The sequence below is a fragment of the Nocardioides ganghwensis genome (assembly GCF_014779655.1).
GTDB lineage: Bacteria > Actinomycetota > Actinomycetes > Propionibacteriales > Nocardioidaceae > Nocardioides > Nocardioides ganghwensis.
Genome location: NZ_JACXYX010000008.1, coordinates 75310 through 99798, shown reverse-complemented (window position 1 = coordinate 99798; position 24489 = coordinate 75310). Strand labels below are relative to the sequence as shown.

The following is a 24489-nucleotide window of genomic DNA, read 5'->3' as shown; positions in this document are numbered from 1 at the left end:
GGCGGACGGCCTAGATGTCCCGGAAGGTCTCGATGTTGGCGCCGAGCTCGTTGAGCCGCTCGGCGAGGTCCTCGTAGCCCCGGTGGATGACGTAGGTCGAGCGCAGCACGCTGCGGCCCTTGGAGGCGAGCATCGCGATGAGCAGCACGACCGCGGGTCGCAGGGCGGGCGGGCAGACGATCTCCGCGCCCGAGAAGTGGGTCGGGCCCTCCACCAGCACCCGGTGCGGGTCGAGGAGCTTGACCTGCGCGCCCAGCTTGTTGAGCTCGGTGAGGTAGATCGCGCGGTTCTCGTAGACCCAGTCGTGCAGCAGGGTCTGTCCCTCGGCCACCGCCGCGATGACCGCGAAGAAGGGCAGGTTGTCGATGTTGAGGCCGGGGAACGGCATCGGGTGGATCTTGTCGAGCGGGGCGCGCAGGTCGGAGGGGTGCGTCGTGATGTCGACCAGGCGCGTCTCGCCGTTGAGCGCGACGTACTCCGCCGAGCGGTCGTAGCGGAAGCCCATCTCCTCGAGCGTGGCGAGCTCGATCTCGAGGAACTCGATCGGCGCCCGGCGGATGACGATCGAGGACCTGGTGACGATGGCGGCCGCGAGCAGCGACATGGCCTCGATCGGGTCCTCGGAGGGCGCGTAGTCGACGTCGACGTCGATGGAGGCGCGGCCGGTCACCCGGAGCGTGGTGGTGCCGATGCCCTCCACGTCGACACCGAGCTTGCGGAGGTAGAAGCACAGGTCCTGGACCATGTAGTTGGACGAGGCGTTGCGGATCACGGTGGTGCCCGGGTGCAGGGCGGCGGCCATGAGCGCGTTCTCGGTGACCGTGTCGCCCCGCTCGGTGAGCACGATGGGCCGTTCCGGCTCGATGGCTCGGTTGACGCTCGCGTGGTAGGCGCCGTCGGTGGCCTTGACGTCGAGGCCGAACGGACGCAGTGCCGACATGTGCGGCTCCACGGTGCGCTCGCCGAGGTTGCAGCCGCCGGCGTAGGGGAGCTCGAACTCGTCGTAGCGGTGGAGGAGCGGGCCCAGGAACATGATGACCGAGCGGGTACGACGCGCGGCGGCCTCGTCGATCGAGGCGAGGTCGAGGTCGGCGGGCGGCACGATCTCGAGGTCGTTGTCGTCGTTGAGCCAGCGGGTGGCCACGCCGAGGGAGTTGAGCACCTCGAGCAGGCGGTTGACCTCCTCGATGCGCGCGACCTTGCGCAGCGTCGTACGGCCCTTGTTGAGCAGCGACGCGCACAGGAGCGCGACACCGGCGTTCTTGGACGTCTTGACGTCGATGGACCCGGAGAGGGTGGTCGGGCCGTCGACCCGCAGGTGGGTGGGGCCGGCCCCCAGCGCGACGATCTCGGAGTCGAGCGCGGCGCCGATGCGGGCGAGCATCTCGAGGGAGAGGTTCTGGTGACCCTTCTCGATGCGGTTGATCGCACTCTGGCTCGTGCCGAGCAGCTCGGCGAGCTGGTGCTGGGTGAGCCCGCGGTGCTTGCGGGCGTCGCGGATGAGGTTGCCGATGCGACCCTTGTAGTCAGCCATGGCGACAACGGTATCTCAGATATGAGATAACGCCATCTCGGCTCCTTCCCAGGGGTGTCGCGCACCCGTCCGGATTCGTGGGTACGTGACAGGATCCGGTCATGCGCGCAACCACCATCCACGCCCCCGGCGACATCCGCTTCGAGGACGTGCCGGATCCCCGCATCGAGGAGCCCACCGACGCGATCGTGAAGGTCGTCGCCGGGTGCATCTGCGGGTCCGACCTCTGGCCCTACCGCGGCGAGAACGACGTCACCGCCGGCGCGACGATCGGCCACGAGTGCGTCGGCGTCGTCGAGGAGGTCGGCTCGGAGGTGAGCACGACCAAGGTGGGCGACTTCGTCATCGTGCCGTTCTGCCACTGCGACAACACCTGCGCGCACTGCCGGGCCGGGGTGCAGTCGGCGTGCGTCGACCTCGGGTTCACCCAGAGCGGGCAGGGGGAGTACGCCCGGGTGACGCAGGCCGACGGCAGCCTGGTGGCGACGGACGGGATGCCCGACGAGCAGCTGATTCCCTCGCTGCTCGCCCTCACCGACGTGATGGCCACCGGATGGCACGCGGCGGTCGCAGCCGGGGTCCGGCCCGGGCACACAGTGGTCGTCGTCGGCGACGGAGCCGTCGGTCTCAGCGGAGTGCTCGCCGCCTCCCAGATGGGTGCCGAGCGGGTGATCGCGATGTCGCGCCACCAGCCGCGCCAGGAGATCGCCCGCGCGTTCGGTGCGACGGACGTCGTCGCCGAGCGCGGCGAGGAGGGCGAGGCCCGCATCGCCGACCTGACCGACGGCATCGGGGCGGACGCCGTGCTGGAGTGCGTCGGCACCGACGGGGCCATGAAGACGGCTTTCACCGTCGCCCGGCCCGGGTCGACGGTCGGCTTCGTCGGCGTGCCGCACGGCGTCGAGCTGCCGGTGCGCCGGATGTTCCAGAAGAACGTCGGGCTCGCAGGCGGCATGGCGCCGGTGCGCCGCTACCTGCCCGACCTGCTCGAGCGGGTGCTGTCCGGCACGATCGACCCCGGCAAGGTCTTCGACCTCACGCTGCCGATGGCCCAGGCCGCCGAGGGCTACCGGGCGATGGACGAGCGCCGCGCGATCAAGGTCCTCCTCCAGCCATGAGCGACCGGGGGAGGGGACCCGAGGACCGGCTGCGCCTGGGCCCGCTGCTGCGCTACGTCGACGACACCTCGGCCGCCGTGTGGGTCGAGACCGAGGACCCGGCCGACGTGACCGTCAACCGGGGCGACACCTCGGCCAGCGCCCGTACGTTCACCGTCCACGGCCACCACTACGCACTGGTCGAGCTCGACGGCCTGGCGCCCGGCACCACCGAGCCCTACACGGTGTCGGTCGACGACGAGCAGGTGTGGCCGCCCGCCGGCTCACCGTTCCCGCCGCCCGTGATCGCCACGCTGGAGCCCGGTCGACCGCTGCGGATGGCCTTCGGCTCCTGCCGCACGTCGTTCACCCACGACGAGAAGGGCAACCGCACCCACGGCGTCGACGCGCTGCGAGCCTGGGCGCTGCGCACCGCCGACCAGGTCGACCCCGCCGACACCGACGACCCGGACCTCGCCCCCGACCGGCTGCCGGACCTGGTGCTCTTCCTCGGCGACCAGGTCTACGCCGACGAGACCACCGACGAGATGAAGGCGTTCATCGAGTCGCGCCGCGACATCGACGAGCCGCCCTGGACCGAGCTGCAGGACTACGAGGAGTACGCCCACCTCTACCGGCTGGCATGGTCCGACCCGGCCAACCGCTGGCTCCTGTCCACGGTGCCGAGCGCGATGATCTTCGACGACCACGACATCCGCGACGACTGGAACACCTCGCTCGACTGGCGTCGCGAGATGGAGGCCACGTCGTGGTGGCACGGACGCATCGTCGCCGGCCTCGCGTCCTACTGGGTCTACCAGCACCTCGGCAACATGTCGCCGGCCGAGCGCGAGCGCGACGAGGTCTACGTCGCCGTGCGCGCGCACCGCGGGCACGACGAGCACGACCTCGGTCCTCTCATCGACGCCTTCGCAGCCCGCGTCGACCAGGAGCCGCAGACCTACCGCTGGAGCTACACCCGCGACTTCGACACCCAGGCCCGGCTCGTCGTCGTCGACTCGCGGGCAGCCCGCCAGCTCGACCCCGACAACCGGGCGATGCTCGACCCGGACGAGGCGGCCTGGCTCGACGAGCAGCTGCGCGGCGACGTCGACCACCTGCTGATCGGCACATCCCTGCCGTTCCTGCTCGCCCGCGGGCTGCACCACCTGGAGGCCTTCAGCGAGGCGCTCGCCCAGGGCGCGTGGGGCGAGCGCGGTGGCGCGATCGGCGAGAAGCTGCGCCAGGTGGTCGACCTCGAGCACTGGGGCGCGTTCCAGAACAGCTTCCAGGAGGTCGCGCGCCAGGCCATGGAGGTCGCCGCGGGCAAGCGGGGGAGGGCTCCCTCGACGGTGACCTTCCTGTCGGGCGACGTCCACCACAGCTACGTCAGCGAGGCACGGCCGGCCCACGGGCGACCGCCCCTGCAGTCGACGATCCTGCAGGCCGTCTGCTCACCGATCCGCAACCCGCTCTCGCGCAACATGCGCTTCGCGACGGCGGTGCTGTCCTACGGCGTCGCCGGTCCCGTCGGGCGGCTGGCGTCGAGGTCGACCCGCGTGCCGGACGCGCCGCTCACCTGGACGTACGCCGAGGGGCCGTGGTTCGACAACAACCTGGCGTTCCTCCGGCTCAACGGCCCGAGCCTGAAGATGTGGTGGGCGACGGGCGAGGTCATCGACGACCACGAGCGCCCCCGGCTCGCCAAGGTCGCGAGCTACGAGCTCGACGAGCAGGGCCGCCCTCCCGCGCACGACAAGGTGCACGAGCGCCTGGCCCGCGGGCTGCGCCGGCGCTACCGCGACAAGGTCAAGGACCGGGTCAGACAGCGCTGAGCAGGCGGTCGCGGCCGCGCGCGCAGTCGCAGGTGTCCGAGCACGGCAGGTAGGTGTGCAGCGCGTGGCCGCAGCCGGTGCACGGCAGGTCGTGCGAGAGGTGGACCGAGCTGGTCTCGACGGTGTCCCACATGGGGCGTCCTCCTTCCTGCCTCGAGCGGTCGGTCGGCGGTTGCCGACCCGTTGCTTCCTTGACGTCGAGGGTCGCACCGGATGACGCCGCTCCGGCGCACAACCCGCCCGGTATGCCCGATCTGGGGCAGGAATGACCCGTTCGGGCCATCCGCGCGTGACCCGTCCGACCCCGCTGGAGCCGTCCTAGGATCACCGCCATGGCCGCCCCCGCGCACGACCTCACGCCGCAACAGGCCAGGCGCATCGCCGTAGGCGCGCAGCTGCTCACCGCCGACCGCCCCGACGACGTGCTGGACACCGTCCGGCACCTCGGGTTCCTCCAGGTCGACCTGACCCGGGTGGTCGCCCAGCACGCCGACCTCGCCCTGTGGTCCCGGCTCGGGAGCGCGTACGAGCCCGAGGACCTCGAGGAGCTCGTCGGCGACGGTGCCCTCGTCGAGCTCAAGGCGATGCTGCGGCCCAGCGAGGACGTCGCGCTGTTCCGAGCGGACATGGACGCGTGGCCGGGCGAGCCGCCGCTGAAGGAGTGGCAGGAGGACGTGCGCGACTGGGTCGCCGTCAACGACGGCTGCCGGCGCGAGATCCTCGCGCTGCTGCGGTCGGAGGGGCCGACCGCCGCGCGCGACCTGCCGGACAGCTGCGAGGTGCCGTGGCGCTCGACCGGGTGGACCAACGACAAGAACGTCATGAAGCTCCTCGAGTGCCTGGAGTCGCGCGGCGAGGTGGCGGTCGCCTCCCGGGAGGGCCGTGAGCGGCGCTGGGACCTCGCCGAGCGTGTCCACCCGGGGGACCCCGCCGTCCCGGCCGAGGAGGCGCACCGCATCCTGGCCGGGCGCCGGCTGCGGGCCCTCGGCATCGCCCGACCACGCGCGCTGGAGGCCTGGGACGAGCCGTACGACGTGCGTGACACGGGTGAGCCGGCGCGCATCGACGGCGTACGGGGGCTGTGGCGGGTGGACCCCGACCGGCTCGCCGACCTGACGGACTTCGCGGGCCGTACGGCGGTCCTGTCGCCCCTGGACCGGCTCGTCTTCGACCGCAAGCGGATGGAGGACGTCTTCGGCTTCGACTACCAGCTGGAGATGTACAAGCCCGCGGCGACGCGCAGGTGGGGCTACTGGGCGATGCCCGTGCTCGACGGCGACGAGCTCGTCGGCAAGGTCGACGCCACCGCGGACCGCGAGGGCGGGGTGCTCGTCGTCGACGCGGTCCACGAGGACGGCGACTGGTCGGCCGCACGCCGCCGTCGGGTGCACGCTGAGCTCGACGCGCTGGGGGAGTGGCTGGGGCTCGAGGTCGTACGCCCCTGACCGGCGGCCGGCGTCGTGACGCTGGGCTGGTACGTCATGGTGGGCGGCTGCCCGGGCGACCACCTGCCGTGACGTTCGTGGTGCGCCTGGACCAGGTGCCGCTGACCCGGCCGCGGCCGGCCGTACGGCCTGTCTGACAGGCCGTACGCTCACCCGCGCCGCAGCACGGCGAGGTCGAAGGTCTCCACCGAGTCACCGATCGTCCCGCTCAGGCGCGGCCCACCGCCCAGCGGCGTCCCCACGATCCGGGCGACCGCGATCTCCACGGGCCCGGCGGACACGACGGTGACCGCGCCGTCGGCGGAGACCTCGTCGGTCACGGCGTCGATGCCGGCGACGACGGGGGCCGCGTCGTCGCTGCCGCTCCCGCGGACCTGCATCCGGGCGGGGACGTCGATGCGTTCCCCGTCGTCGCCGACGAGGAACATCTGCGACTGACGCGCGCCGGCGACGATCGCCGCGGCCAAGGTCGAGGCCCAGACGGGGTCACCGCAGCCGTCGTAGACCCAGCGCTCACCGAGCACGGAGTGGTCGGTGGTGGTGATGAGGTGCTCGTCCGCACCCGCCAGGGGCTCCGCCCGGTAGGTCAGCGGCGTCTGGAACAGGGTGCCGTCGTCGGCACGCCAGAGGATGGTCTCGACGCCGACCTCGCCGTCGGGATCGTCGTAGCGGTACTCCGCGACCTTCTCGGCGATCGTCCGACCGACGGCCCACGCGCGGCTCGGCAGCCACCCCTCGACGATCTCCTGCTTGGACGGGGTGAGCGTGGCGCGGTGGACGATTCCCATGCCGCGAGCCTAGGACGCAGCGAAGCCCAGCGCCTCGGCCAGCCGCTCCGGTTCGGCCACGGCCAGCGTCGCGCCGGGGTGGGTGATCGTGGCAGTGGGGTCGATGGCGGGGACCGGCTCATGGAAGGTGAGGCACAGTGCGGCGTCCCCGTTGGTGGTCATCGAGATGCCGCGGTCGCTGAAGGACAGGTGCGGCGGCCCGGCGGTCTTCACGAACGAGAACCCGCCGGTGACCTCCGCCGAGGCGATGTTGTCGCGCGGGGTCGCCAGGCGCCACGGGCCGTAGCGGACGTACAGCCAGCGCGGACCGACCTCGACGGTCGTGGTGCCGGGCCGGATCCCGAACGGGCGGGCCGCGAGGGCGTACGCCGGGGCGAACGCGAAGTCGAACGACTGCACCGCCTCGGGGGTCCCGCCGGCACCGCCCGGCGTGCTCACCAGGCGCCGCAGCGCGATCCCCGCCGGCACGCGATAGGGCTGCACCAGGGTCGCTGCCGGAGGGTGGACGCGCAGCAGCACCCGGGTCCCGCCGCCCGGAGCGGGGAGCACGTGGTGGTCCATCCCCACCGTGGCCGGGCCGCGGCCGACCTCCCACGTCCACGAGCGCAGGCCGGCGTCGAGGTCCGTGATGCGGAAGTCCACCGCCACGCCCGCAGGTCCGTGGACGCGCCCGGTCGCCCCCACGGCCAGCACCGTCGCGTCGGTCTGGACGGCGCGGATCTGCGGGGCCCAGACCGGCCACTCGGCGGGGTCGGTGAACCGGCGCCACACCTCGTCGGGGTGGGCCGGACCGTACGCCTCGACGAGCACCTCAGGCCTCCTGCTGCCGGCTGGTCAGAGGATGACGGTGTCGTTGTCGCCCAGGTCGGGCTGGTCGTCGCCGACCAGGCCCTTGGCGAGCTGGATGGCCGCCTTGACCTTGCCCGGGGACTCCCAGTACTCCGCGGTCGCACCGTCGACCTCGAGCAGCACGTTGGACGGGTCGTCGGGCCCGCCGGACATGAACGCCCCCGCCGAGGCGTCCCACAGCTCCTCGAGCTTGCGGCGGTCGTGGCTCACCCGGGCCGTGCCCGACAACGACACCCATCCGGCCTTGCTGGAGTAGGCGACGTTGACGCGGGGGTCGGCCTCGATCGACCGGACCTTGTCGGTGTCGCGCTCGGTGATGAACCACGTCGTCCCCGGCTCGTCGAAGTCCTGCGTGCCCATCGGCGTCGAGACCAGCGCTCCCTGCAACGAGACGTAGGTGAGGACCGCGATGTCGGTGTCCTTCATGATCTCGGCGACGGTGCCGAGCTGGTCGTCGTGGGTCGTCATGCCCTCGACGATGGCACGCCGGCCCCAGCCCCTGCCTCATCCACCGGGGCGGTCGGTCACGTCCGGCCCCCGAGCCGCGTCGTACTGGCAGGATGGCCCCGCCACGGGAGGAGACGCAGCATGGCGACCAGCACGACGAGCAGCACGACGAGCAGCAGCACCACCACCACGGGACACCCCGCCGACGACCACGCGCTGATCCGGGTCGAGGGTGCTCGCGAGAACAACCTCAAGAACGTCAGCGTGGAGCTGCCCAAGCGGCGCCTGACCGTCTTCACGGGAGTGTCGGGGTCCGGCAAGAGCTCGCTGGTCTTCGCGACGATCGCCGCCGAGTCGCAGCGGATGATCAACGAGACCTACAGCGCGTTCGTCCAGGGCTTCATGCCCACCCTGTCGCGGCCGGACGTGGACCACCTCGAGGGGCTGACGACGGCGATCATCGTCGACCAGGAGCGGATGGGAGCGAACCCGCGCTCGACCGTCGGCACCGCCACCGACGCCAACTCGTTGCTGCGGATCCTCTTCAGCCGGCTCGGGGACCCGTACGTCGGGCCGCCCACGGCGTACTCCTTCAACGTCCCGACCCGCAAGGCGAGCGGGATGATGACCACCGAGAAGGGCGGCCGGACCGAGCGCCGGATCGCCAAGCAGGAGGTCTACCTCGGCGGGATGTGCCCGCGCTGCGAGGGCATGGGCAAGGTCAACGACATCGACCGCACGGCGCTCTACGACGAGGACAAGTCGCTGTCCGAGGGTGCGCTGACGGTGCCCGGCTACTCGATGGACGGGTGGTACGGGCGGCTGTTCGAGGGCATGGGCCTGCCGATGGACAAGCCGATCAGGTCCTTCACCAAGAAGCAGCTCGAGACGATGCTGTGGGCCGAGCCCACCAAGATCAAGGTCGAGGGCGTCAACCTGACCTTCAACGGCATCATCCCGCAGATCCAGAAGTCCATGCTGTCCAAGGACCCCGAGGCGATGCAGCCGCACATCCGGCGCTTCGTCGAGCGGGCGGTGACGTTCCAGACCTGCCCCGACTGCGAGGGCACGCGGCTCACGCCCGAGGCCCGCTCCTCGCGGATCAAGGGCAAGTCGATCGCCGACCTCTGCGAGATGCAGATCAGCGACCTCGCCGACTGGGTGCGCGAGCTGGAGGAGCCCTCCGTCGCGCCCCTGCTGAAGGGACTCCAGCACCTGCTCGACTCGTTCTCCGAGATCGGCCTGGGCTACCTGTCGCTGGACCGGCCGGCCGGCACCCTGTCCGGCGGCGAGGCGCAGCGCACCAAGATGATCCGCCACCTCGGGTCCTCGCTGACCGACGTGACCTACGTCTTCGACGAGCCCACGATCGGCCTGCACCCGCACGACATCGAGCGGATGAACAACCTGCTCCTCCAGCTGCGCGACAAGGGCAACACCGTGCTCGTCGTCGAGCACAAGCCCGAGACGATCCAGATCGCGGACCACGTCGTCGACATCGGCCCCGCCGCCGGCGCCGCGGGCGGCGAGATCTGCTTCGAGGGCGACGTCGACGGTCTGCGCTCGAGCGGCACCGTCACCGGCAAACACCTCGACGACCGCGCGCGCCTCAAGGAGTCCGTACGCAGTGCGACAGGTGTGATGGAGGTGCGCGGTGCCTCGACGCACAACCTCAAGGACGTCGACGTCGACGTGCCGCTCGGGCTGCTGACCGTCGTCACCGGGGTGGCGGGCTCCGGCAAGAGCTCGTTGATCCACGGCTCGCTGGCGGGCCGTGACGAGGTCATCGTGATCGACCAGGGCGCGATCAAGGGCTCGCGCCGCAGCAACCCGTCGACCTACACCGGTCTCCTCGAGCCGATCCGCAAGGCCTTCGCCAAGGCCAACGGCGTCAAGCCGGCGCTCTTCAGCTCCAACTCCGAGGGCGCGTGCCCGACGTGCAACGGCGCAGGCGTGATCTTCACCGAGCTCGGACCGATGGCGACCGTCGAGTCGCCCTGCGAGGAGTGCGAGGGCCGCCGGTTCAGGGCGGAGGTCCTCGAGCACACCCTCGGCGGCAAGGACATCGCCGAGGTGCACGAGATGTCGGTGGTCGAGGCCCTCGCCCACTTCGGCGAGGGCGAGGCGAGGATCCCGGCCGCGGTCAAGATCCTCGAGCGGCTCGCCGACGTCGGCCTCGGCTACCTCTCGCTCGGCCAGCCCCTGACCACCCTCTCGGGCGGCGAGCGCCAGCGGCTCAAGCTCGCCACACAGATGGGGGAGAAGGGCGACGTCTACATCCTCGACGAGCCCACCACCGGCCTCCACCTCGCCGACGTCGAGAACCTGCTCGGCCTGCTCGACCGCCTCGTCGACTCCGGCAAGTCGGTGATCGTCATCGAGCACCACCAGGCGGTGATGGCGCACGCGGACTGGATCATCGACCTCGGCCCCGGTGCCGGGCACGACGGCGGCACGGTCGTCTTCCAGGGCCCGCCGGCCGAGATGGTCGCGGCCGACGAGCCGACGCTGACCGCCCGGCACCTCGCCGCCTACGTCGGCGCATGATGCTGCTCCTGCACGGCCTCGGCGCCACCGGCGGCGTCTGGCGCGGACTGACCGGGGCGTATGACGGGCCCGCGCTGGCACCCGACCTGCCCGGGCACGGCACCGCCGCCTGGACGACGACGTACTCCTTCGCGGCGCACGCCGCGGCGGTGCTCCCGCTGCTCGAGCGATTCGAGGCACCCGTGCCGGTGCTCGGCCACTCCATGGGCGGCGTCGTCGCGCTGGAGCTCGCGCGCCTCGCCCCCAGACGGGTGGAGCGGGTCGTCGCGGTCGGGGTCAAGGTCTCCTGGCCCCCGGAGGACGCCGCCCGCGCGCAGGCGATGGCGGCACGGCCGGCGGCGACGTACGACTCCAGGACCGAAGCCGTCGACCGGTTCCTTCGGGTCTCGGGGCTGGCGGGGCTCGTGGACGCCGCCGACCCGATGCTCGACGACGCCGTCGTGGACCGGGAGGCCGAGGGGGAGGGGAGCGGGTGGCGACTGGCCCAGGACCCCCGCACCTTCGGCGTCGGCGTCCCCGACATGGTCGGGCTCCTGGCCTCCGTCTCCTGCCCGGTGGTCCTCGCCCGCGGCGAGCACGACCCGATGGTGTCGCACGACGACCTCGCCGCGCTGGTGCCCGACCCGGTCACGCTGACCGGCCTCGGCCACAACGCGCACGTCGAGGACCCCACCGCCGTCCTGGCGTTGCCCTGACCGGGCCCCGGTCGCAGGGCTCCCCGACGCAGGGGACCTATGGCTCTGGACACCCCTCGCCTCGAGGCGTGGACTGGTGCCGAGACAGGAGGTGACCCACCATGAGGCTTCCGCGATGGCTCTTCGGACGCCGACGTTCCGTGGCGAGGCGCCCGGAGTGCGGCAAGGCGTGCGTCCCGGAGTCGTACTGCGAGTACTGCGGCTACGACCTGGTCGAGAGGTCGCGCGCAGACGTGAGCCGGTTCAAGCCGCCGGCGTGAGCGGTCAGCCCTGGCAGACGGGGCACCAGAACAGCCGCCTGGCGGCGACCAGCGCGTCCTGGACGGGGGTGCCGCAGAGCCGGCACGGGAGCGCGGCGCGGCCGTAGACGTAGTGGGCGTCGACCCGTCGCGGCCTGCCGGAAGGGCGCTCGCGGTCCTCGGCGTACGTGGTGACGATGCGGCCGGCGCGCACGCCGGCACGCAGGAGCAGGACGAGGTCGTCCCACACGGCTCGAAGCTGGGCGGCGACGTGCTCACGCCCCGGTCGGTGGGGGTCGAGCCGCTGCCGGAACAGCACCTCGGCGCGATAGACGTTGCCGACCCCCGCCACCACGGACTGGTCCATCAGCAGGGTGGCGATCGGTGCCCTGCTGCGCAGCACCCGGGCCACGAAGGCCTCGGCGTCGGGCCGGCGGCGGAGCGGGTCTGGCCCGAGCCGCGCCAGCACCGCCGCGCGCTCGGCGTCGGTGAGGACCTCGCAGGCCGTCGGCCCGCGCAGCTCGAACCAGTGGCCCTCCCCGAGCAGACGCAGGCGGAGGGCTCCACGCGGTGGAGGAGCGGGCAGGACGCCGTCGCGGAACTTGCCGTAGAGCCCGAGGTGCACGTGCAGCCACAGGTCGTCGTAGCGGTGGAAGAGGTGCTTGCCCCACGCGTCGGTCGCACCGAGCACCCGACCGTCGAGGACGCGCGCGCCGTCCTCGAAGCGGCCCTGCGGGCTGTCCGCGGTCACCCGCTGACCGGCGAGCAGGCGGGCGTGACGACGGGCGAGTCGGTGGATGGTGTGTCCCTCTGGCACGCCCCGATCGTCGCCGACGGCTCCAACCTGCGAGCATCTCTGCATGGGCCGCACCGACCTTCGTTCCGTCCTCGCCGAACGTCCCGTCGTCCTCGACGGCGGGCTGGCCACGCTGCTGGAGCAGCACGGCCACGACCTGTCGAGCCACCTGTGGTCGGCCCGCCTGCTGCGCGACGACCCGCGCGCGATCGAGGCCGCCCACCGTGAGTTCTTCGCCGCCGGCGCCGAGGTGGCGACCACCGCGTCCTACCAGGTGTCCTTCGAGGGCTTCGGCGCCGCCGGCGTGGGCCGCGACGAGGTCGAGGCGCTGCTGCGGCGCGGCGTCGAGCTGGCCGCGGCGGCCCGCGACGCCGTCGCGCCCGGCGGCTGGGTGGCGGCCTCGGTCGGTCCGTACGGCGCGGTGCTGGCCGACGGCTCGGAGTACCGCGGCGACTACGGCCTCGACGTCGCGGGACTGCGTGCCTTCCACCGACCGCGCCTCGACGTCCTGGCCACCACCGTGGGGGCCGGTGCGGAGGTGCTCGCCGTCGAGACGATCCCGTGCCTGGCCGAGGTCGAGGCCGTGCTGGCCGAGCTCGACGGCAGCGGCGTGCCCGCGTGGCTGTCGCTGTCCGCCGCGGACGGCCGCACGCGGGCCGGCGAGCCGCTCGAGGAGGCCTTCGCGATGGCGGCCGACGTCTCCGAGGTGATCGCCGTGGGGGTCAACTGCACGACCCCTGCCGACGCAGGTGCGGCCGTCCCCCAGGCCGGGACCTACGGACCGGCCGTCGTCTATCCCAACTCCGGGCAGTCCTGGAACGCCGTGACGCGGTCGTGGGAGGGCGCCTCCGCGTTCGACGCCGACGAGGTGTCAGCGTGGGTCTCAGCGGGCGCACGCCTGGTCGGCGGTTGCTGCCGGGTCGGCACCGACGACATCGCGTCGCTGCGTGCCACACTCGACGCGTGACCGATCCCGAACCCGCCCGGCCCCTCGTCGGCCAGGTGGTCACGGTCTTCCGCAACCGGCTGCGCGAGCCCGCGCGGGAGGCGTACGCCGTGGAGCTCGAGGTCGTGTCGGAGCTGGCGCGGTCGATGCCGGGCTTCGTCGAGACCAAGACGTTCGTCGCCGACGACGGCGAGCGCGCCACGATCGTGACCTTCGCCGATGCGGACGCCCACCGCGCCTGGCGTGACCACCCGCGCCACCGCGAGGCCCAGCGCCACGGCATCTCCGACTACTACACCGAGTACTCCATCGCGGTCGGCACCACGTCGTACGCCAGCACGTTCGCGCGGCCCGACGCCACGTCGTGACGCTCAACCGGTGAGGACGACGAGGCGCTGCGTGGCGCGCGTCATCGCCACGTAGCGGTCGACGGCTCCGGTGATCCCGTCGCCCCACGAGTCGGGGTCGACGAGCACGACGAGGTCGAACTCGAGCCCCTTCACGTGCTCCGGCGTCAACCACCGGACGCGGTCGAGGCCGTGCTGGTCGAGGTCACGCTGGTCGAGGAGAGCGCCCCGGCGCCCGTCACGCTGCCCGACGACCACCGCCGTCCCCTCGGCGTGCTCGTCGAGCCAGGACCGCAGGACGACCTCGAGATCGGCCACGGGGGAGCGGAGCACGGGGATCCCGCTCTCCCGGACCGAGGTCGGCACATTGGCACCGGGCAGCGCCGCGCGGATCACCGGCTCGGCCTCGGCCATCACCTCCGCGGGTGTGCGGTAGTTGATCGTCAGGGGAGCGACGGTCGCGTCCGGCAGCCCGACGCGCGCCAGCCGCTCGGTCCACGACTCGGTGAAGCCGTGGCGCGCCTGTGCCCGGTCGCCGACGATCGTGAAGCTGCGCGACGGGCAGCGTCGCAGGAGCATCTGCCACTCCGCGTCGGTGAGCTCCTGGGCCTCGTCGACGACGACGTGCGCGAACGGACCCGCCAGCCCGTCGGTGTCCGACGTCGGCAGGGCACCCGCGTCGACCAGTGCCGCCTGCAGGTCGTCGTGCACCAGCATCGACACCAGCCCGTCCCCGAACTCGTCGGCCCCGCTCTCGCGGGCCGTGGTCCGCAGGTCGTCGATCACCTCGCCCATCCGGGCGCGCTCACGGGCCTCGGCGGCCGCCGTACGCCGCCTGCGACGCGAGTCCTCCGGGTCGCCCAAGCGCAGCCGCGCGGCGTCGAGCAGCGGCAGGTCGGCGTACGTCCACGCGTCGGGGTCGTCGCGCCGGAGCGCGCGCACGTCGTCGGGCTCCAGCCACGGGGCGCAGTGGCGGAGGTAGGCGGGGACCGTCCAGAGGTCTCCGACGAGGTCGGTGTGCTCGATCAGCGGCCACGCCCGGTCGAAGGTGTCGCGCAGCCCTGCGTGCCGGTCGAGCACGCTGCGGAGCTGGTCGGGGGAGATGTCCTCGACGACGTCGGCAGCCTTGTCGAGCAGGATCGTCAGGACCGCGTCCCAGACGTCGTCGCGGGCGAGGTTGTGCGGAGTGCCGGGGTCGGGGGAGTCGAAGGCCTCGGCCCACTCGGCCGCCGTGATCGGGACGTCCGCCCATGGCGTCTCGACGAGGTACGACCCGGTGGGCGGCTCCTCGTAGATCGCCACCGCCGGCTCGATCGCCGCCACCATCCGCAGGTCGGCCTTGAGCGCGGCCACGCGGTCGTCGTCCTCGGCCCGGGCACCCGGCGACTCGGGAACGAGGTCACGCACCGTGCAGGTCCGCACCCCTTCCTCACCGAGGCTCGGCAGCACGTCGCCGACGTAGGCGAGGTAGGGCTCGTGCGGTCCGACGAACAGCACGCCGCCGCGCCGGTGGCCCAGCCGCGGGTCGGCGTAGAGCAGGTAGGCCGTGCGGTGCAGCGCGACGACCGTCTTGCCCGTCCCGGGACCACCGTCGACGACGAGCGCACCGGTCGAGCCGGCGCGGACGATGGCGTCCTGGTCGGCCTGGATCGTGCCGAGCACGTCGCGCATGCGGGGCGTACGGCTCCCGCCGAGCGTCGCGATGAACGCCGACTGGTCGTCGAGCGCCGCCGTGTGGCTCAGCGCCTCGTCGGTGAACGCCTCGTCCCAGTAGTCCACGATCCGGCCGTTGACCCAGCGGTAGCGTCTGCGGCTGACCAGGCCTTGGGGATGAGCGTGGGTGGCGGCGAAGAAGGGCTCGGCGGCCGGCGAGCGCCAGTCGACGAGCAGGCGGCGGCCGTCCGGTGCGGCGAGCCCGAAGCGGCCGATGTACGTCGGCTCGTCGCGGTCGGCGCGCACGATCCGGCCGAGGCACAGGTCGAGGTCGTAGCGACGCAGCGCGCGCAGGCGAGCGGACAGCCGGTGCACCTCCTGGTCGCGCTCGAGGGCGGCCGTGCCGTGGCGGGCGGTCGTCCGCCTGGTCTCGGCCAGGCTCGCCTCGAGCTCGGCGACGGCGTGCTCGAGGCTCGCACCGATGGCCCTGAAGTGATCGCGGTCGGCGTCGACCAGGGCGGGGTCGTTCTTGGCGGAGAGGGTGGCGGGGAGGGCGAACGGAGCGGTGTCCGGCTGGGTGTCCTGCGGCATCACGCCGTGAAGTGTGAGCGCTGACCGGGGCCTTGCGGCAAGCCCCCCGATGGCCTATACGTTGAGAGTGGAGGAAGCCGCGCAGTTCGCCTCCTCCGTCCCGATCCTCGACGCGATGGGCGTTCGGGTGCTCGAGGCCACATCGGGTCACGCGGTCGCGGAGCTGCCTCCCGAGCCCAACGTCAACCACTTCGGGGCCACCTACGCCGGGTCGCTCTACAGCCTCGCTGAGATGCTCGGCGGCGTCCTCGCGCTGGCCACCTTCGACCTTGACGGGGAGCTCGCCGGGTTCGTCCCGCTCGTCAAGGAGTCGACGATCCGGTTCCGCCGACCGGCACTGGGCGTCGTACGCGCCACCGCGTCCCTGGCCGACGCGGAGGTCGCTCGCGTTCGTTCGGACGCGCTGGCGACGGGCAAGGAGCTGATGCGTATCGCCCGCGCCAAGCACGACCTGGCGGCGGCAGAGGCCGTCGCGGTGCGCCGGGCCCGGATCCACGGGTTCTCGTGGGCCGAGATCGGCACCATGCTGGGCGTCAGCAAGCAGGCGATGCACAAGAAGTACGGCAAGTTCGCGTGAGCGCCCAGACGTTCCCGCGACGAACACGAATGAGTGGTTGCACTGGTTCGCCATCGTGGAGCATCCGAGTCACCAGATGACCTGGAAGCTCCACGATCTCGCCCTAGCGTCCCCGAGAGGGGTTCTTCAGGCGTCGCCATATCGCCGATAACTGACATTATGTCACTATGGCTGGATCGGAGGAGGATCAGCTCCCCTGCGGCTGTTCCTTGGTGAGGTGCAGCAACCACTGCCCGTCCCCGGTGTCGATCAGCGCATAGCGACGTACGCCGGCGCGACCGTGGAGCGAGAAGACCAGCCGACGCCCGTCCCGGTCGTGTTCCTCCCAGGTGCCGGTGTCGGCGACCGTCTTGTGCTCGTCCTCGAAGTCGACGTGGTCGAGGTCGTGGTCGTCGACGGCCACCGCGAGCCTGTCGTGCGCCGGGTCGTCCGGCAGGCCCTTGGGCACCGCCCAGCTGCGCAGGACGCCGTCCTCCTCGAGCCGCAGGTCGAAGTGCGGCCGGGGCTTGCGGTGGTCATGGAGCACGAACCGCGGCATGTCCTCACCGTACGTTGGACCCATGGCTGACATCCCGACCTACGACCTCAACGACGGCACGACCCTCCCGGCGATCGGCTTTGGCACCTATCCCCTGCGTGGCGAGGCCGGCACGAGCGCCATCGTCTCCGCCCTCGAGGCGGGCTACCGCCTCATCGACACCGCGGTGAACTACCAGAACGAGTTCGAGGTCGGCGAGGCGATCCGTCGCTCAGCCCTGCCCCGCGAGGAGGTCCTCGTAGCCAGCAAGATCCCCGGCCGGCACCACGCGTACGACGACGCGATCGCGTCCGTGCGTGAGTCGCTGCAGCGGCTGGGCGTCGAGCAGACCGACCTGCACCTCATCCACTGGCCCAACCCGAGCCAGGGGAAGTACGTCGAGGCGTGGCGCGCGCTGGTGCAGCTCCAGAAGGACGGGCTCGTCCGCTCGATCGGGGTCTCCAACTTCACCGAGGAGCACCTCGCCCGCATCATCGACGACACCGGCGTCGCGCCGGCCGTCAACCAGGTCGAGCTGCACCCCCGGTTCCCGCAGGACGAGCTGCGCCGGGTGCACGAGCGCCTCGGCATCCGCACCGAGGCCTGGAGCCCGATGGGCAAGCGGCGCGCACCGCTCGACGAGGACGCCGTCACGGCAGCCGCCGACGCGCACGGCGTCTCCCCCGGCCAGGTCATCCTGCGCTGGCACGTGCAGCTCGGCTCGCTGCCCATCCCCAAGTCCGCGGACCCCGAGCGGCAGCGGCAGAACCTCGACGTCTTCGGCTTCGAGCTCACCGACGCCGAGATGGCTGCCGTGTCCGGGCTCGCCGAGCCCGACGGGCGCCTGTTCGGTGGCGACCCCGACACCCACGAGGAGATGTGACCCGGCGCTGGCTACCATCACCGGCATGCTGAAGCGACTGGCCACTGTGGCCGCCTGCCTGTCCGTGCTCGCCCTGTCCGCCTGCGGCAACGAGTCCGACGGCCCGGACACCGCGACGGACCCCTCCGCCGAGACCTCGGAGGACTCGGCGGCGGCGGGCGAGACCACGACCTGCGAGTACCCGTCGGACGGCCAGGAGCCGGCCAGGGACGTCGACGCACCCGACACCGAGGCCACGGCCGAGGGCACGATCTCGGCCACGATCACCACCAACTTCGGCGACATCGGCATCACCCTCGACGCCGCCACGACGCCGTGCACCGTGAACTCGTTCGCCTCGCTGGCCGAGCAGGGCTTCTACGACGACACCCCGTGCCCGCGCATCGGCGACCAGGAGGGCTTCGGCATCCTCCAGTGCGGCGACCCGACCGGCACCGGCTCGGGCGGGGCCGGCTACTCCTTCGCCGACGAGCTCAGCGGTGACGAGACCTACCCGGCCGGCACGCTCGCCATGGCCAACGCCGGTCCCGACACCAACGGCTCGCAGTTCTTCCTGGTCTTCCGCGACTCGCAGTTCCCGCCGAGCTACACCGTGTTCGGCACGATCGACGAGGCCGGCCTCGAGGTCATCGACGCCATCGCTGCCGAGGGCAACGACAACGCCCACCCGGCCGGCGGCGGTGCGCCCAACAAGGACGTGACCATCGAGCAGGTCACGATCGGCTGACCGGCTCGTACACCACGTCCTCCCCCAGCTGCACCGTCCGGGAGACGGTGCAGAGGCGGTCGCGCGACATCTCGACCGCCGCCTGGAGCCGGTCACGAGCCGCATCGCCGTCAGGTCCCTCCGGGAAGGCGACGTCGAACGACACCCGCAGTCCGGTCAGGTGGTTGCCCTGCTCGTCGCGGACCTTGCGTCCCTCGGCGTGCACGTCGAACGTCGTGCTCGACGTGCGCTTGTGCGTGATCGCCTCCACGTCGAGCGCGCTGCAGCCCGCGATGGCCGCCAGCAGCAGCTCGACCGGCGTGAAGTCGGGGTCCTCTCCCCCGGTGCCGAAGAAGGTCTCGCCGCCGCGGGCGTTGGTCGCCTTGAACCGGGCCGGCCCGATCCGGGCGATCTCGACGCTGCGGAGGTTCTCGTCGTGGGTCTCGTCCGTCATGACGACCACCCTGCCAGAGCGGTACGCCGCCCGGCCCGCGCGAGGGTCAGCGGGTGGCGCGACGCGATGCGCGACGGGCGCGACGCTCCTCGCGGCGGGCGATCTCCACGTCGCGCAGGAGCGCCCGGTCCTCGGTCGACCGTGCTCGCGCGTCGACGAGGCTGATGGCGAGGTGCAGCTGCGGGTTCATGTGGAGGTCTGTCCTTCCGAGGGCGTCCGGCCCTCGCGTGGCGAGCAGGGAATGTAAGATGTAGCCGCCCGAGAGCGACTCTTACATCCTAGGGAGCCCACACTGCGCCCCGTGCATCAGCGACGGGGTGATCTCGCCCACCCGTCGCGTGGCCCGCAGGGCTAGGGTCGTCAGGTGACGATGCAACGAGCACGACGGCCCGGACCCTCGGTCCGCACCCGCGTCGTCGAGCACACCGTCGACTCCGAGGTGGCCCGCGAGGACCGACTCGTCACCGAGGAGCCGCTGGAGATCCGCGTCCGGGCCGGTCGGCTCGAGCCGCGCCGGGCCTGGGTCACGATGCGCACCCCGGGACACGACTTCGAGCTCGCCGCGGGCTGGCTGGTCAACGAGGGACTCGCCGCACCCGACGCGGTCACCCAGGTCGCCTACTGTACCGACGCCGACCTGACACCCGACCAGGAGCTCAACGTCGTCACGGTGTCCCTCGCCGCCGGCACCGACCTGCCCCATCGGCACGTCGCCGCGTCCGCCGGCTCCTCCGCGTGCGGCGTGTGCGGCAAGGACAGCGTCGCCGACGCCCTCGCCACCCGCACCGCTCCCCCGTGGTCCGGCAGGCGCCCCGACGCCGAGGTCGTACGCCGCCTGCCGGAGGCACTGCGCGAGCGCCAGGTCCTCTTCGCGCGGACCGGCGGCGTCCACGCAGCCGGGCTGGCCGACGCCGACGGGACCATCCTCGTCGTGCGCGAGGACGTCGGACGCCACAACGCCGTCGACAAGGTCGTGGGGTCCCGGGTGCTGGCGGGCGAGTCGCCCGCGGCGGCGTGCCTCGTGCTGAGCGGCCGCGTCGGCTTCGAGCTGGTGCAGAAGGCCGCCGCGAGCGGCATCGGGGCGATCGTCGCGGTCGGGGCGCCGACCAGCCTCGCCGCGCAGCTCGCCGGCGAGGCCGGCATCCACCTCTGGGGCTTCACCTCGGCGGGTCGTTCGGTGAACTACACCTGAGCCTTGACCGAGGTTTGACCGGGGCTTGATCCACCCGGGCGGCGTGGTGGCCCGGCTCTGTCGGTGCCGCGATCTACGGTCGACCCGTGCGCATCCTCCACACCTCTGACTGGCACCTGGGGAGGTCCTTCCACCGCGAGGACCTGCTCGGGCACCAGGCCGCGTTCGTCGACCACCTCCTCGAGGTCGTCGCCGCGGAGGAGGTCGACGTCGTCGCGGTCTCGGGCGACGTCTACGACCGCGCGCTCCCCCACGTCGACGCGGTCGCGCTCGCCGACGAGACGTTCGCCCGACTGGCCGCCTCCCGCGCCCAGGTCGTCGTCAGCAGCGGCAACCACGACAGCGCCCAGCGCCTCGGCTTCGGCTCGCGCCTGATGGACGCGGCAGGCGTCTTCGTGCGGACCGATCCTTCCTCGGTGGGCACCCCGGTGGTGCTCTCCGACCGGCACGGCGACGTCGCGTTCCACGCCCTCCCCTACCTCGACCCGTCCGCGCTCCTCGGGCCGTGGGCGCTGGGGGCTCGCAGTCACGAGGCTGCGTTGTCGGAGGCCATGACCCGCGTGCGTACGGACCTCGCCGCCCGTCCCGCATCGACCCGCTCGGTCGTGCTCGCCCACGCGTTCGTCGCCGGCGCCACGCCGTCGGAGTCCGAGCGCGACATCAGCGTCGGCGGGGTCTCGCGCGTGGCGACCAGTGTCTTCGACGGCATCGACTACACCGCCCTCGGGCACCTGCACGGCCGCCACGTGCTGGCCGACGGCCTGCGCTACTCCGGCTCGCCCCTGGCCTACTCCTTCTCCGAGGCCGACCAGGTCAAGGGGTCGTGGCTGGTCGACCTCGACGCCGCGGGCTTCGCCTCGGCGACCTGGGTCGACGCACCGGTCCCCCGGCGCCTCACGCGACTGACCGGCACCCTCAAGGGACTGCTGTCCGACGCGTCCCTCACCGAGCACGAGGACGACTGGGTGCAGGTCACCCTCACCGACAGCCGGCGACCGGCCCGCGCGATGGAGCAATTGCGCCGACGCTTCCCCCACACCCTCGTCCTGCAGTTCCCGAGCGTCGCCGCCGACGGCCAGGTCCCCGCCCGTCCCGCTGCCGGCACCAGCGACCACGCGATCGCCCTCGACTTCGTCCGCCACGTCCGTGGCTCGAAGGCGACCAAGGCCGAGTCCGCACTGCTCCAGGAAGCCATCGACGCCTGCTGCCACGACCCCGAGCAGGATGTCGCCGTCCGCGCGACCGCCGCCTCCGGTCGCACCGGAGGTGCGTCATGAGGCTGCACCACCTCGAGATCGTCGCCTTCGGTCCCTTCGCCGACCCCGTCTCCATCGACTTCGACACGTTGTCCGACGCAGGGCTGTTCCTCCTGAGCGGACCGACGGGCGCCGGGAAGTCCAGCGTCCTCGACGCGGTGTGCTTCGCCCTCTACGGCGACGTCCCCGGCGACCGCGCCGTGGCCAAGCGGCTCCGCTCCGACCACGCTGCGCCCGACGTCGTCCCTCGGGTCGTGCTCGAGGTGACCCTGTCGGGCCGCCGGTTCCGGATCGACCGCTCGCCGGCGTGGGTCCGCCCCAAGAAGCGCGGCACCGGCACCACCACCGAGCAGGCTCGCGTGGTGATCTCCGAGCATCGCGCCGAGCGCGGGCCCGGGGCCGTCGACGGCGACGACACTGAGGAGGGCGCCTGGCAGCCGCTCAGCACCCGCCTCGACGAGACCGGCCACCTCGTGACCCGACTGGTCGGGATGACGCTCCCGCAGTTCTGCCAGGTGGCGATGCTCCCGCAGGGGCGGTTCCAGGCCTTCCTCCGGGCTCGCTCCGAGGAGCGGCACGCCCTGCTCCAACAGGTGTTCCAGACAGGTCGGTTCGACCGCACCGAGCGGTGGCTGCGCGATCGCCGCGTCGAGCTGCGTCGGACCTCCGAGGAGCACCGCGCCACCGTCGCCGACCTCGTCAGCCGCATCAGCGAGGTCGGTGGCGACGTCGCCCCCGAGGACTGGCCGGGCGACCCGCGCTCCCTCGACGCGTGGCTCGCCGGGCTCACCGAGGCGGCCGTGGCCGCGTCGGTGGAGCAGGCCGTCGTCGTCGAGGCGGCAGCCGCAGCGGAGGTCGCGGCGGCCGAGGCGAGCGCCGCCGGGATCGAGCTCGCCGGGCTGCGCGCCACCCATGCGGCCGCCCGCCGAGCGTGGGCGGCGATCGAGGCGGCCGCGCAGGAGCACGCCAGCCGCAAGCGCCGCGCCGACAAGGCCCGACGAGCCACCGCGGTGCTGTCCTTGCACGAGCTCGCCGCCCAGTCCCGCGCCGACGTGGTCGGGCTCGAGCGCGACTGCGCGGCGGCGCTCGCGACCCTGGTCGACCTGCTCGACGACCCCCCGCAGGACGCACAGGCCGTCGCCGAGCTCGGACGCACGGCCACCCGCGCGCTCACCGACATCGCCCGGGTCCGGCCCCTCCAGCGACAGGCCCTCGACCTCCACCGGCAGCTCGCCCGTACGACGCGGGCCCGTGCCGCGACCGACGACGAGCTGCGGCGGGTCGACGACCGCGCGGTCGCCGTGCCCCACGAGCTCGCCGAGCTCGCGCCGGCCCTCGAGGCCGCCCGCGAAGCAGTCGCGGCGACCGACGCCCTCGCGCGCGACCTCGAGGTCCTCCACGTCCGGATCCGTGCCGCGCGCACCGCCGAGACCCTGACCTCGCAGCTCGACTCCGCCCAGCAGTCGCTCGCCGAGGCGACCGCGGCGCGACTGCTGGCGAGGGAGACGCTGGTCGAGATCCGCGAGCAAAGGCTCGACGGGATGGCCGCCGAGATCGCCCTCAAGCTCGCCGTGGGTGCCTGCTGCCCGGTGTGCGGCTCGGCCGAGCACCCCTCCCCCGCCTCGCCCGCGCCCGGCGCGCCCGACGACGCGACCGAGCGCGAGGCGCGCCGCGAGGCCGACGACCTCGAGGTCGTGGTCGAGGCCCACGCCCAGCAGGTCCGCGGACTCGAGACCCGCCTCGCCGCCGCGCTCGCGGAGTCCGGCGAGTCCGTCGAGCGCCTCCTCGTCGAGGAGGAGGGCCTCCTGGCACGCCTCGAGCGCGCACGGACCCTGGGCGCCACGGTCGGGGCACACGCGGCCCGGGTCGCCGAGCTCGAGGCGGAGCAGGACGCCCTGACGCGCGAGCGCGAGGAGCTGTCCGCCGCGCTGGTGCGCCACGACACCGAGGCGGCCGTGCTCGCGTCCCGGCTCGACGACCTGCGCGACCAGATCGCCGCCGTCGTCCCCTCCGGGGCGGACGCCGCCGACGGTGCCGACCTCGACGCCCTCACCGCACACCACCAGCAGGTCGAGGCCCTCGCCCAGCGCCACGCCGACCTCACCGCCGACCTGCTGCGCGCCCGCGCCACCGCGGCCAGCACGCAGGCGGCGGCCGACGAGGTGGCTGCCACGGCAGGGTTCGACTCCTCGGCGGCCGCGGCGGCGGCCTGGCTGGCCGAGGACGAGCTGGCAGGCCTGCTCCAGGCCATCGAACGCCACGAGCGCGAGGTCGCCCGGGTGAGCGAGCTGCTGGCCGACGACGACCTCGTCCGCTCCGCCGGCGTGGAGCCACCCGACCTCGAGGCCCTCGCCCAGGCCCACCACCGCGCCAAGGAGCAGGCCGCCGCGGCTCGCCACCGCGACATGGGCCTGCGCGACCGCGGTCGTCGGCTCCGCGGTCTCTCCGAGGAGATGACGTCGGCGCTGGCCGCCTGGGAGCCGGTCCTCGCCGACCTCGACCTCGTCACCGACGTCGCCGCGATGGTCGAGGGCAAGCACGCCGACAACCGCCTCCAGATGCGCCTGTCCGCCTACGTCCTCGCCCACCGCCTCGGACAGGTCGTCGACGCGGCCAACCTGCGGCTGTCCACGATGAGCGACCAGCGCTACTCGCTCGTCCACACCGGCAGCCGCGGCGCCGGGGAGACGCGCGGTGGCCTGAGCCTGCTCGTGCGCGACGACTGGACCGGCGACAACCGTGACCCGGCGACGCTGTCGGGCGGCGAGACGTTCGTCGTGTCCCTCGCGCTCGCCCTCGGCCTCGCCGACGTGATCACCGACGAGGCCGGCGGGACCGACCTCGAGACCCTGTTCGTCGACGAGGGCTTCGGCTCCCTCGACGCCGAGACGCTGGAGGGCGTCATGGACACCCTCGACACCCTCCGCGACGGCGGTCGCGTCGTGGGCGTGGTCAGCCACGTCCCCGAGCTCCAGACCCGCATCCCGACCCAGCTGCGGGTGCACCGGGGGCGCACCGGCAGCCACACGACCCTCTCCCTCGCCTAGTTCGGACCGAGCGCGCGCACGCGCGGGAGGTCGTGCGTACGCCGGGTG

The 24489-nt window shown here is 72.7% G+C and carries 24 protein-coding genes; 14 read left to right on the top strand and 10 right to left on the bottom strand.

From position 1 onward, the window contains the following. Nucleotides 1-10 precede the first annotated feature (10 nt). Nucleotides 11-1534 (bottom strand): helix-turn-helix domain-containing protein, encoded by a 1524-nt coding sequence (locus IEZ24_RS11335; RefSeq protein WP_129454008.1) that lies wholly within the window; start codon nt 1532-1534, stop codon nt 11-13. A gap of 101 nt (nt 1535-1635) precedes the next feature. Between IEZ24_RS11335 and IEZ24_RS11330 the strand changes: the two genes are divergently transcribed. Together IEZ24_RS11330 and IEZ24_RS11325 are read left to right on the top strand one after the other, a co-directional pair. After that, complete coding sequence (locus tag IEZ24_RS11330) at nt 1636-2652, top strand: zinc-dependent alcohol dehydrogenase family protein (protein ID WP_129454009.1); 1017 nt, start codon at nt 1636-1638, stop codon at nt 2650-2652. After that, nucleotides 2649-4466, top strand: coding sequence for an alkaline phosphatase D family protein (locus IEZ24_RS11325; protein WP_129454010.1), 1818 nt, complete (start codon nt 2649-2651; stop codon nt 4464-4466). Before IEZ24_RS11330 ends, IEZ24_RS11325 begins: the two co-directional genes overlap by 4 nt. Here IEZ24_RS11325 and IEZ24_RS11320 read toward each other — a convergent pair. Beyond that, nucleotides 4453-4599: a hypothetical protein gene (locus IEZ24_RS11320; RefSeq protein WP_165356004.1), complete on the bottom strand. Its 147-nt coding sequence runs from the start codon at nt 4597-4599 to the stop codon at nt 4453-4455. The two genes, IEZ24_RS11325 and IEZ24_RS11320, sit on opposite strands and share 14 nt — an antisense overlap. A 199-nt stretch (nt 4600-4798) precedes the next feature. Between IEZ24_RS11320 and IEZ24_RS11315 the strand changes: the two genes are divergently transcribed. Continuing rightward, nucleotides 4799-5911 carry a DNA glycosylase AlkZ-like family protein gene (locus IEZ24_RS11315; protein WP_129454011.1) on the top strand — a complete coding sequence of 371 codons (1113 nt, stop codon included), beginning with the start codon at nt 4799-4801 and terminating at the stop codon, nt 5909-5911. Nucleotides 5912-6060: 149 nt separating this feature from the next. Here IEZ24_RS11315 and IEZ24_RS11310 read toward each other — a convergent pair whose 3' ends face one another. The 3 genes from IEZ24_RS11310 to IEZ24_RS11300 are packed head-to-tail and all read right to left on the bottom strand — an operon-like array spanning nt 6061 to nt 8016. Next, a complete protein-coding gene (locus IEZ24_RS11310; RefSeq protein WP_129454012.1) occupies nt 6061-6699 on the bottom strand; it encodes a CG0192-related protein in 639 nt (212 codons plus the stop codon). A gap of 9 nt (nt 6700-6708) precedes the next feature. Then, a complete protein-coding gene (locus IEZ24_RS11305; protein ID WP_129454013.1) occupies nt 6709-7509 on the bottom strand; it encodes an SRPBCC family protein in 801 nt (266 codons plus the stop codon). A 24-nt stretch (nt 7510-7533) separates the two neighbouring features. Continuing rightward, the gene (locus IEZ24_RS11300) at nt 7534-8016 is read right to left on the bottom strand and encodes a pyridoxamine 5'-phosphate oxidase family protein (protein WP_129454014.1); all 483 of its coding nucleotides are present in this window, start codon (nt 8014-8016) and stop codon (nt 7534-7536) included. 120 nt (nt 8017-8136) lie between these two features. Here IEZ24_RS11300 and IEZ24_RS11295 point away from each other — a divergent pair, with 120 nt between their 5' ends. From IEZ24_RS11295 to IEZ24_RS11285, 3 genes are all read left to right on the top strand, one after another. Then, nucleotides 8137-10542, top strand: coding sequence for an ATP-binding cassette domain-containing protein (locus IEZ24_RS11295; RefSeq protein WP_129454015.1), 2406 nt, complete (start codon nt 8137-8139; stop codon nt 10540-10542). Next, nucleotides 10539-11237: an alpha/beta fold hydrolase gene (locus tag IEZ24_RS11290; protein ID WP_129454016.1), complete on the top strand. Its 699-nt coding sequence runs from the start codon at nt 10539-10541 to the stop codon at nt 11235-11237. The genes IEZ24_RS11295 and IEZ24_RS11290 overlap by 4 nt, the downstream gene beginning before the upstream one ends. A 101-nt stretch (nt 11238-11338) precedes the next feature. Further along, on the top strand, nt 11339-11497 hold the full coding sequence (locus IEZ24_RS11285) for a hypothetical protein (protein ID WP_165356005.1): 159 nt from the start codon (nt 11339-11341) through the stop codon (nt 11495-11497). A gap of 4 nt (nt 11498-11501) precedes the next feature. Here IEZ24_RS11285 and IEZ24_RS11280 read toward each other — a convergent pair whose 3' ends face one another. Further along, nucleotides 11502-12293 carry an Fpg/Nei family DNA glycosylase gene (locus IEZ24_RS11280; RefSeq protein ID WP_129454017.1) on the bottom strand — a complete coding sequence of 264 codons (792 nt, stop codon included), beginning with the start codon at nt 12291-12293 and terminating at the stop codon, nt 11502-11504. A gap of 43 nt (nt 12294-12336) precedes the next feature. On the opposite strand from IEZ24_RS11280, the gene mmuM reads away from it, so the two are divergent. Both mmuM and IEZ24_RS11270 read left to right on the top strand, forming a co-directional pair. Continuing rightward, nucleotides 12337-13239 (top strand): homocysteine S-methyltransferase, encoded by a 903-nt coding sequence (gene mmuM, locus IEZ24_RS11275; RefSeq protein ID WP_129454018.1) that lies wholly within the window; start codon nt 12337-12339, stop codon nt 13237-13239. Continuing rightward, on the top strand, nt 13236-13586 hold the full coding sequence (locus IEZ24_RS11270; RefSeq protein WP_129454019.1) for an antibiotic biosynthesis monooxygenase family protein: 351 nt from the start codon (nt 13236-13238) through the stop codon (nt 13584-13586). The genes mmuM and IEZ24_RS11270 overlap by 4 nt, the downstream gene beginning before the upstream one ends. Before the next feature lie 3 nt (nt 13587-13589). Here the strand turns inward: IEZ24_RS11270 and helR are convergent, their stop codons facing one another. Then, nucleotides 13590-15809 (bottom strand): RNA polymerase recycling motor ATPase HelR, encoded by a 2220-nt coding sequence (gene helR / locus IEZ24_RS11265; protein ID WP_129454089.1) that lies wholly within the window; start codon nt 15807-15809, stop codon nt 13590-13592. 67 nt (nt 15810-15876) lie between these two features. Between helR and IEZ24_RS22550 the strand changes: the two genes are divergently transcribed. After that, complete coding sequence (locus tag IEZ24_RS22550; protein ID WP_191192849.1) at nt 15877-16386, top strand: PaaI family thioesterase; 510 nt, start codon at nt 15877-15879, stop codon at nt 16384-16386. A gap of 187 nt (nt 16387-16573) precedes the next feature. Here the strand turns inward: IEZ24_RS22550 and IEZ24_RS11255 are convergent, their stop codons facing one another. Continuing rightward, on the bottom strand, nt 16574-16924 hold the full coding sequence (locus IEZ24_RS11255) for a DNA polymerase ligase N-terminal domain-containing protein (RefSeq protein ID WP_129454021.1): 351 nt from the start codon (nt 16922-16924) through the stop codon (nt 16574-16576). 22 nt (nt 16925-16946) lie between these two features. Between IEZ24_RS11255 and IEZ24_RS11250 the strand changes: the two genes are divergently transcribed. Both IEZ24_RS11250 and IEZ24_RS11245 read left to right on the top strand, forming a co-directional pair. After that, entirely contained in the window at nt 16947-17786 is an 840-nt protein-coding gene (locus tag IEZ24_RS11250) for an aldo/keto reductase (RefSeq protein ID WP_129454022.1), read from the top strand. A 25-nt stretch (nt 17787-17811) separates the two neighbouring features. Then, entirely contained in the window at nt 17812-18513 is a 702-nt protein-coding gene (locus tag IEZ24_RS11245; protein WP_129454023.1) for a peptidylprolyl isomerase, read from the top strand. Here the strand turns inward: IEZ24_RS11245 and IEZ24_RS11240 are convergent. Beyond that, complete coding sequence (locus IEZ24_RS11240) at nt 18500-18946, bottom strand: OsmC family protein (protein ID WP_129454024.1); 447 nt, start codon at nt 18944-18946, stop codon at nt 18500-18502. The genes IEZ24_RS11245 and IEZ24_RS11240 overlap by 14 nt on opposite strands. Before the next feature lie 46 nt (nt 18947-18992). Next, nucleotides 18993-19136 carry a hypothetical protein gene (locus tag IEZ24_RS11235; protein ID WP_165356007.1) on the bottom strand — a complete coding sequence of 48 codons (144 nt, stop codon included), beginning with the start codon at nt 19134-19136 and terminating at the stop codon, nt 18993-18995. Nucleotides 19137-19316: 180 nt separating this feature from the next. Between IEZ24_RS11235 and IEZ24_RS11230 the strand changes: the two genes are divergently transcribed. The 3 genes from IEZ24_RS11230 (at nt 19317) to IEZ24_RS11220 (ending at nt 24441) form a co-directional block, all read left to right on the top strand. After that, nucleotides 19317-20138 (top strand): formate dehydrogenase accessory sulfurtransferase FdhD, encoded by an 822-nt coding sequence (locus tag IEZ24_RS11230; protein ID WP_129454090.1) that lies wholly within the window; start codon nt 19317-19319, stop codon nt 20136-20138. Between the two features lie 86 nt (nt 20139-20224). Then, nucleotides 20225-21415: an exonuclease SbcCD subunit D gene (locus IEZ24_RS22340; RefSeq protein ID WP_129454025.1), complete on the top strand. Its 1191-nt coding sequence runs from the start codon at nt 20225-20227 to the stop codon at nt 21413-21415. Further along, nucleotides 21412-24441 carry an AAA family ATPase gene (locus IEZ24_RS11220; protein ID WP_129454026.1) on the top strand — a complete coding sequence of 1010 codons (3030 nt, stop codon included), beginning with the start codon at nt 21412-21414 and terminating at the stop codon, nt 24439-24441. Before IEZ24_RS22340 ends, IEZ24_RS11220 begins: the two co-directional genes overlap by 4 nt. Nucleotides 24442-24489: the final 48 nt, after the last annotated feature.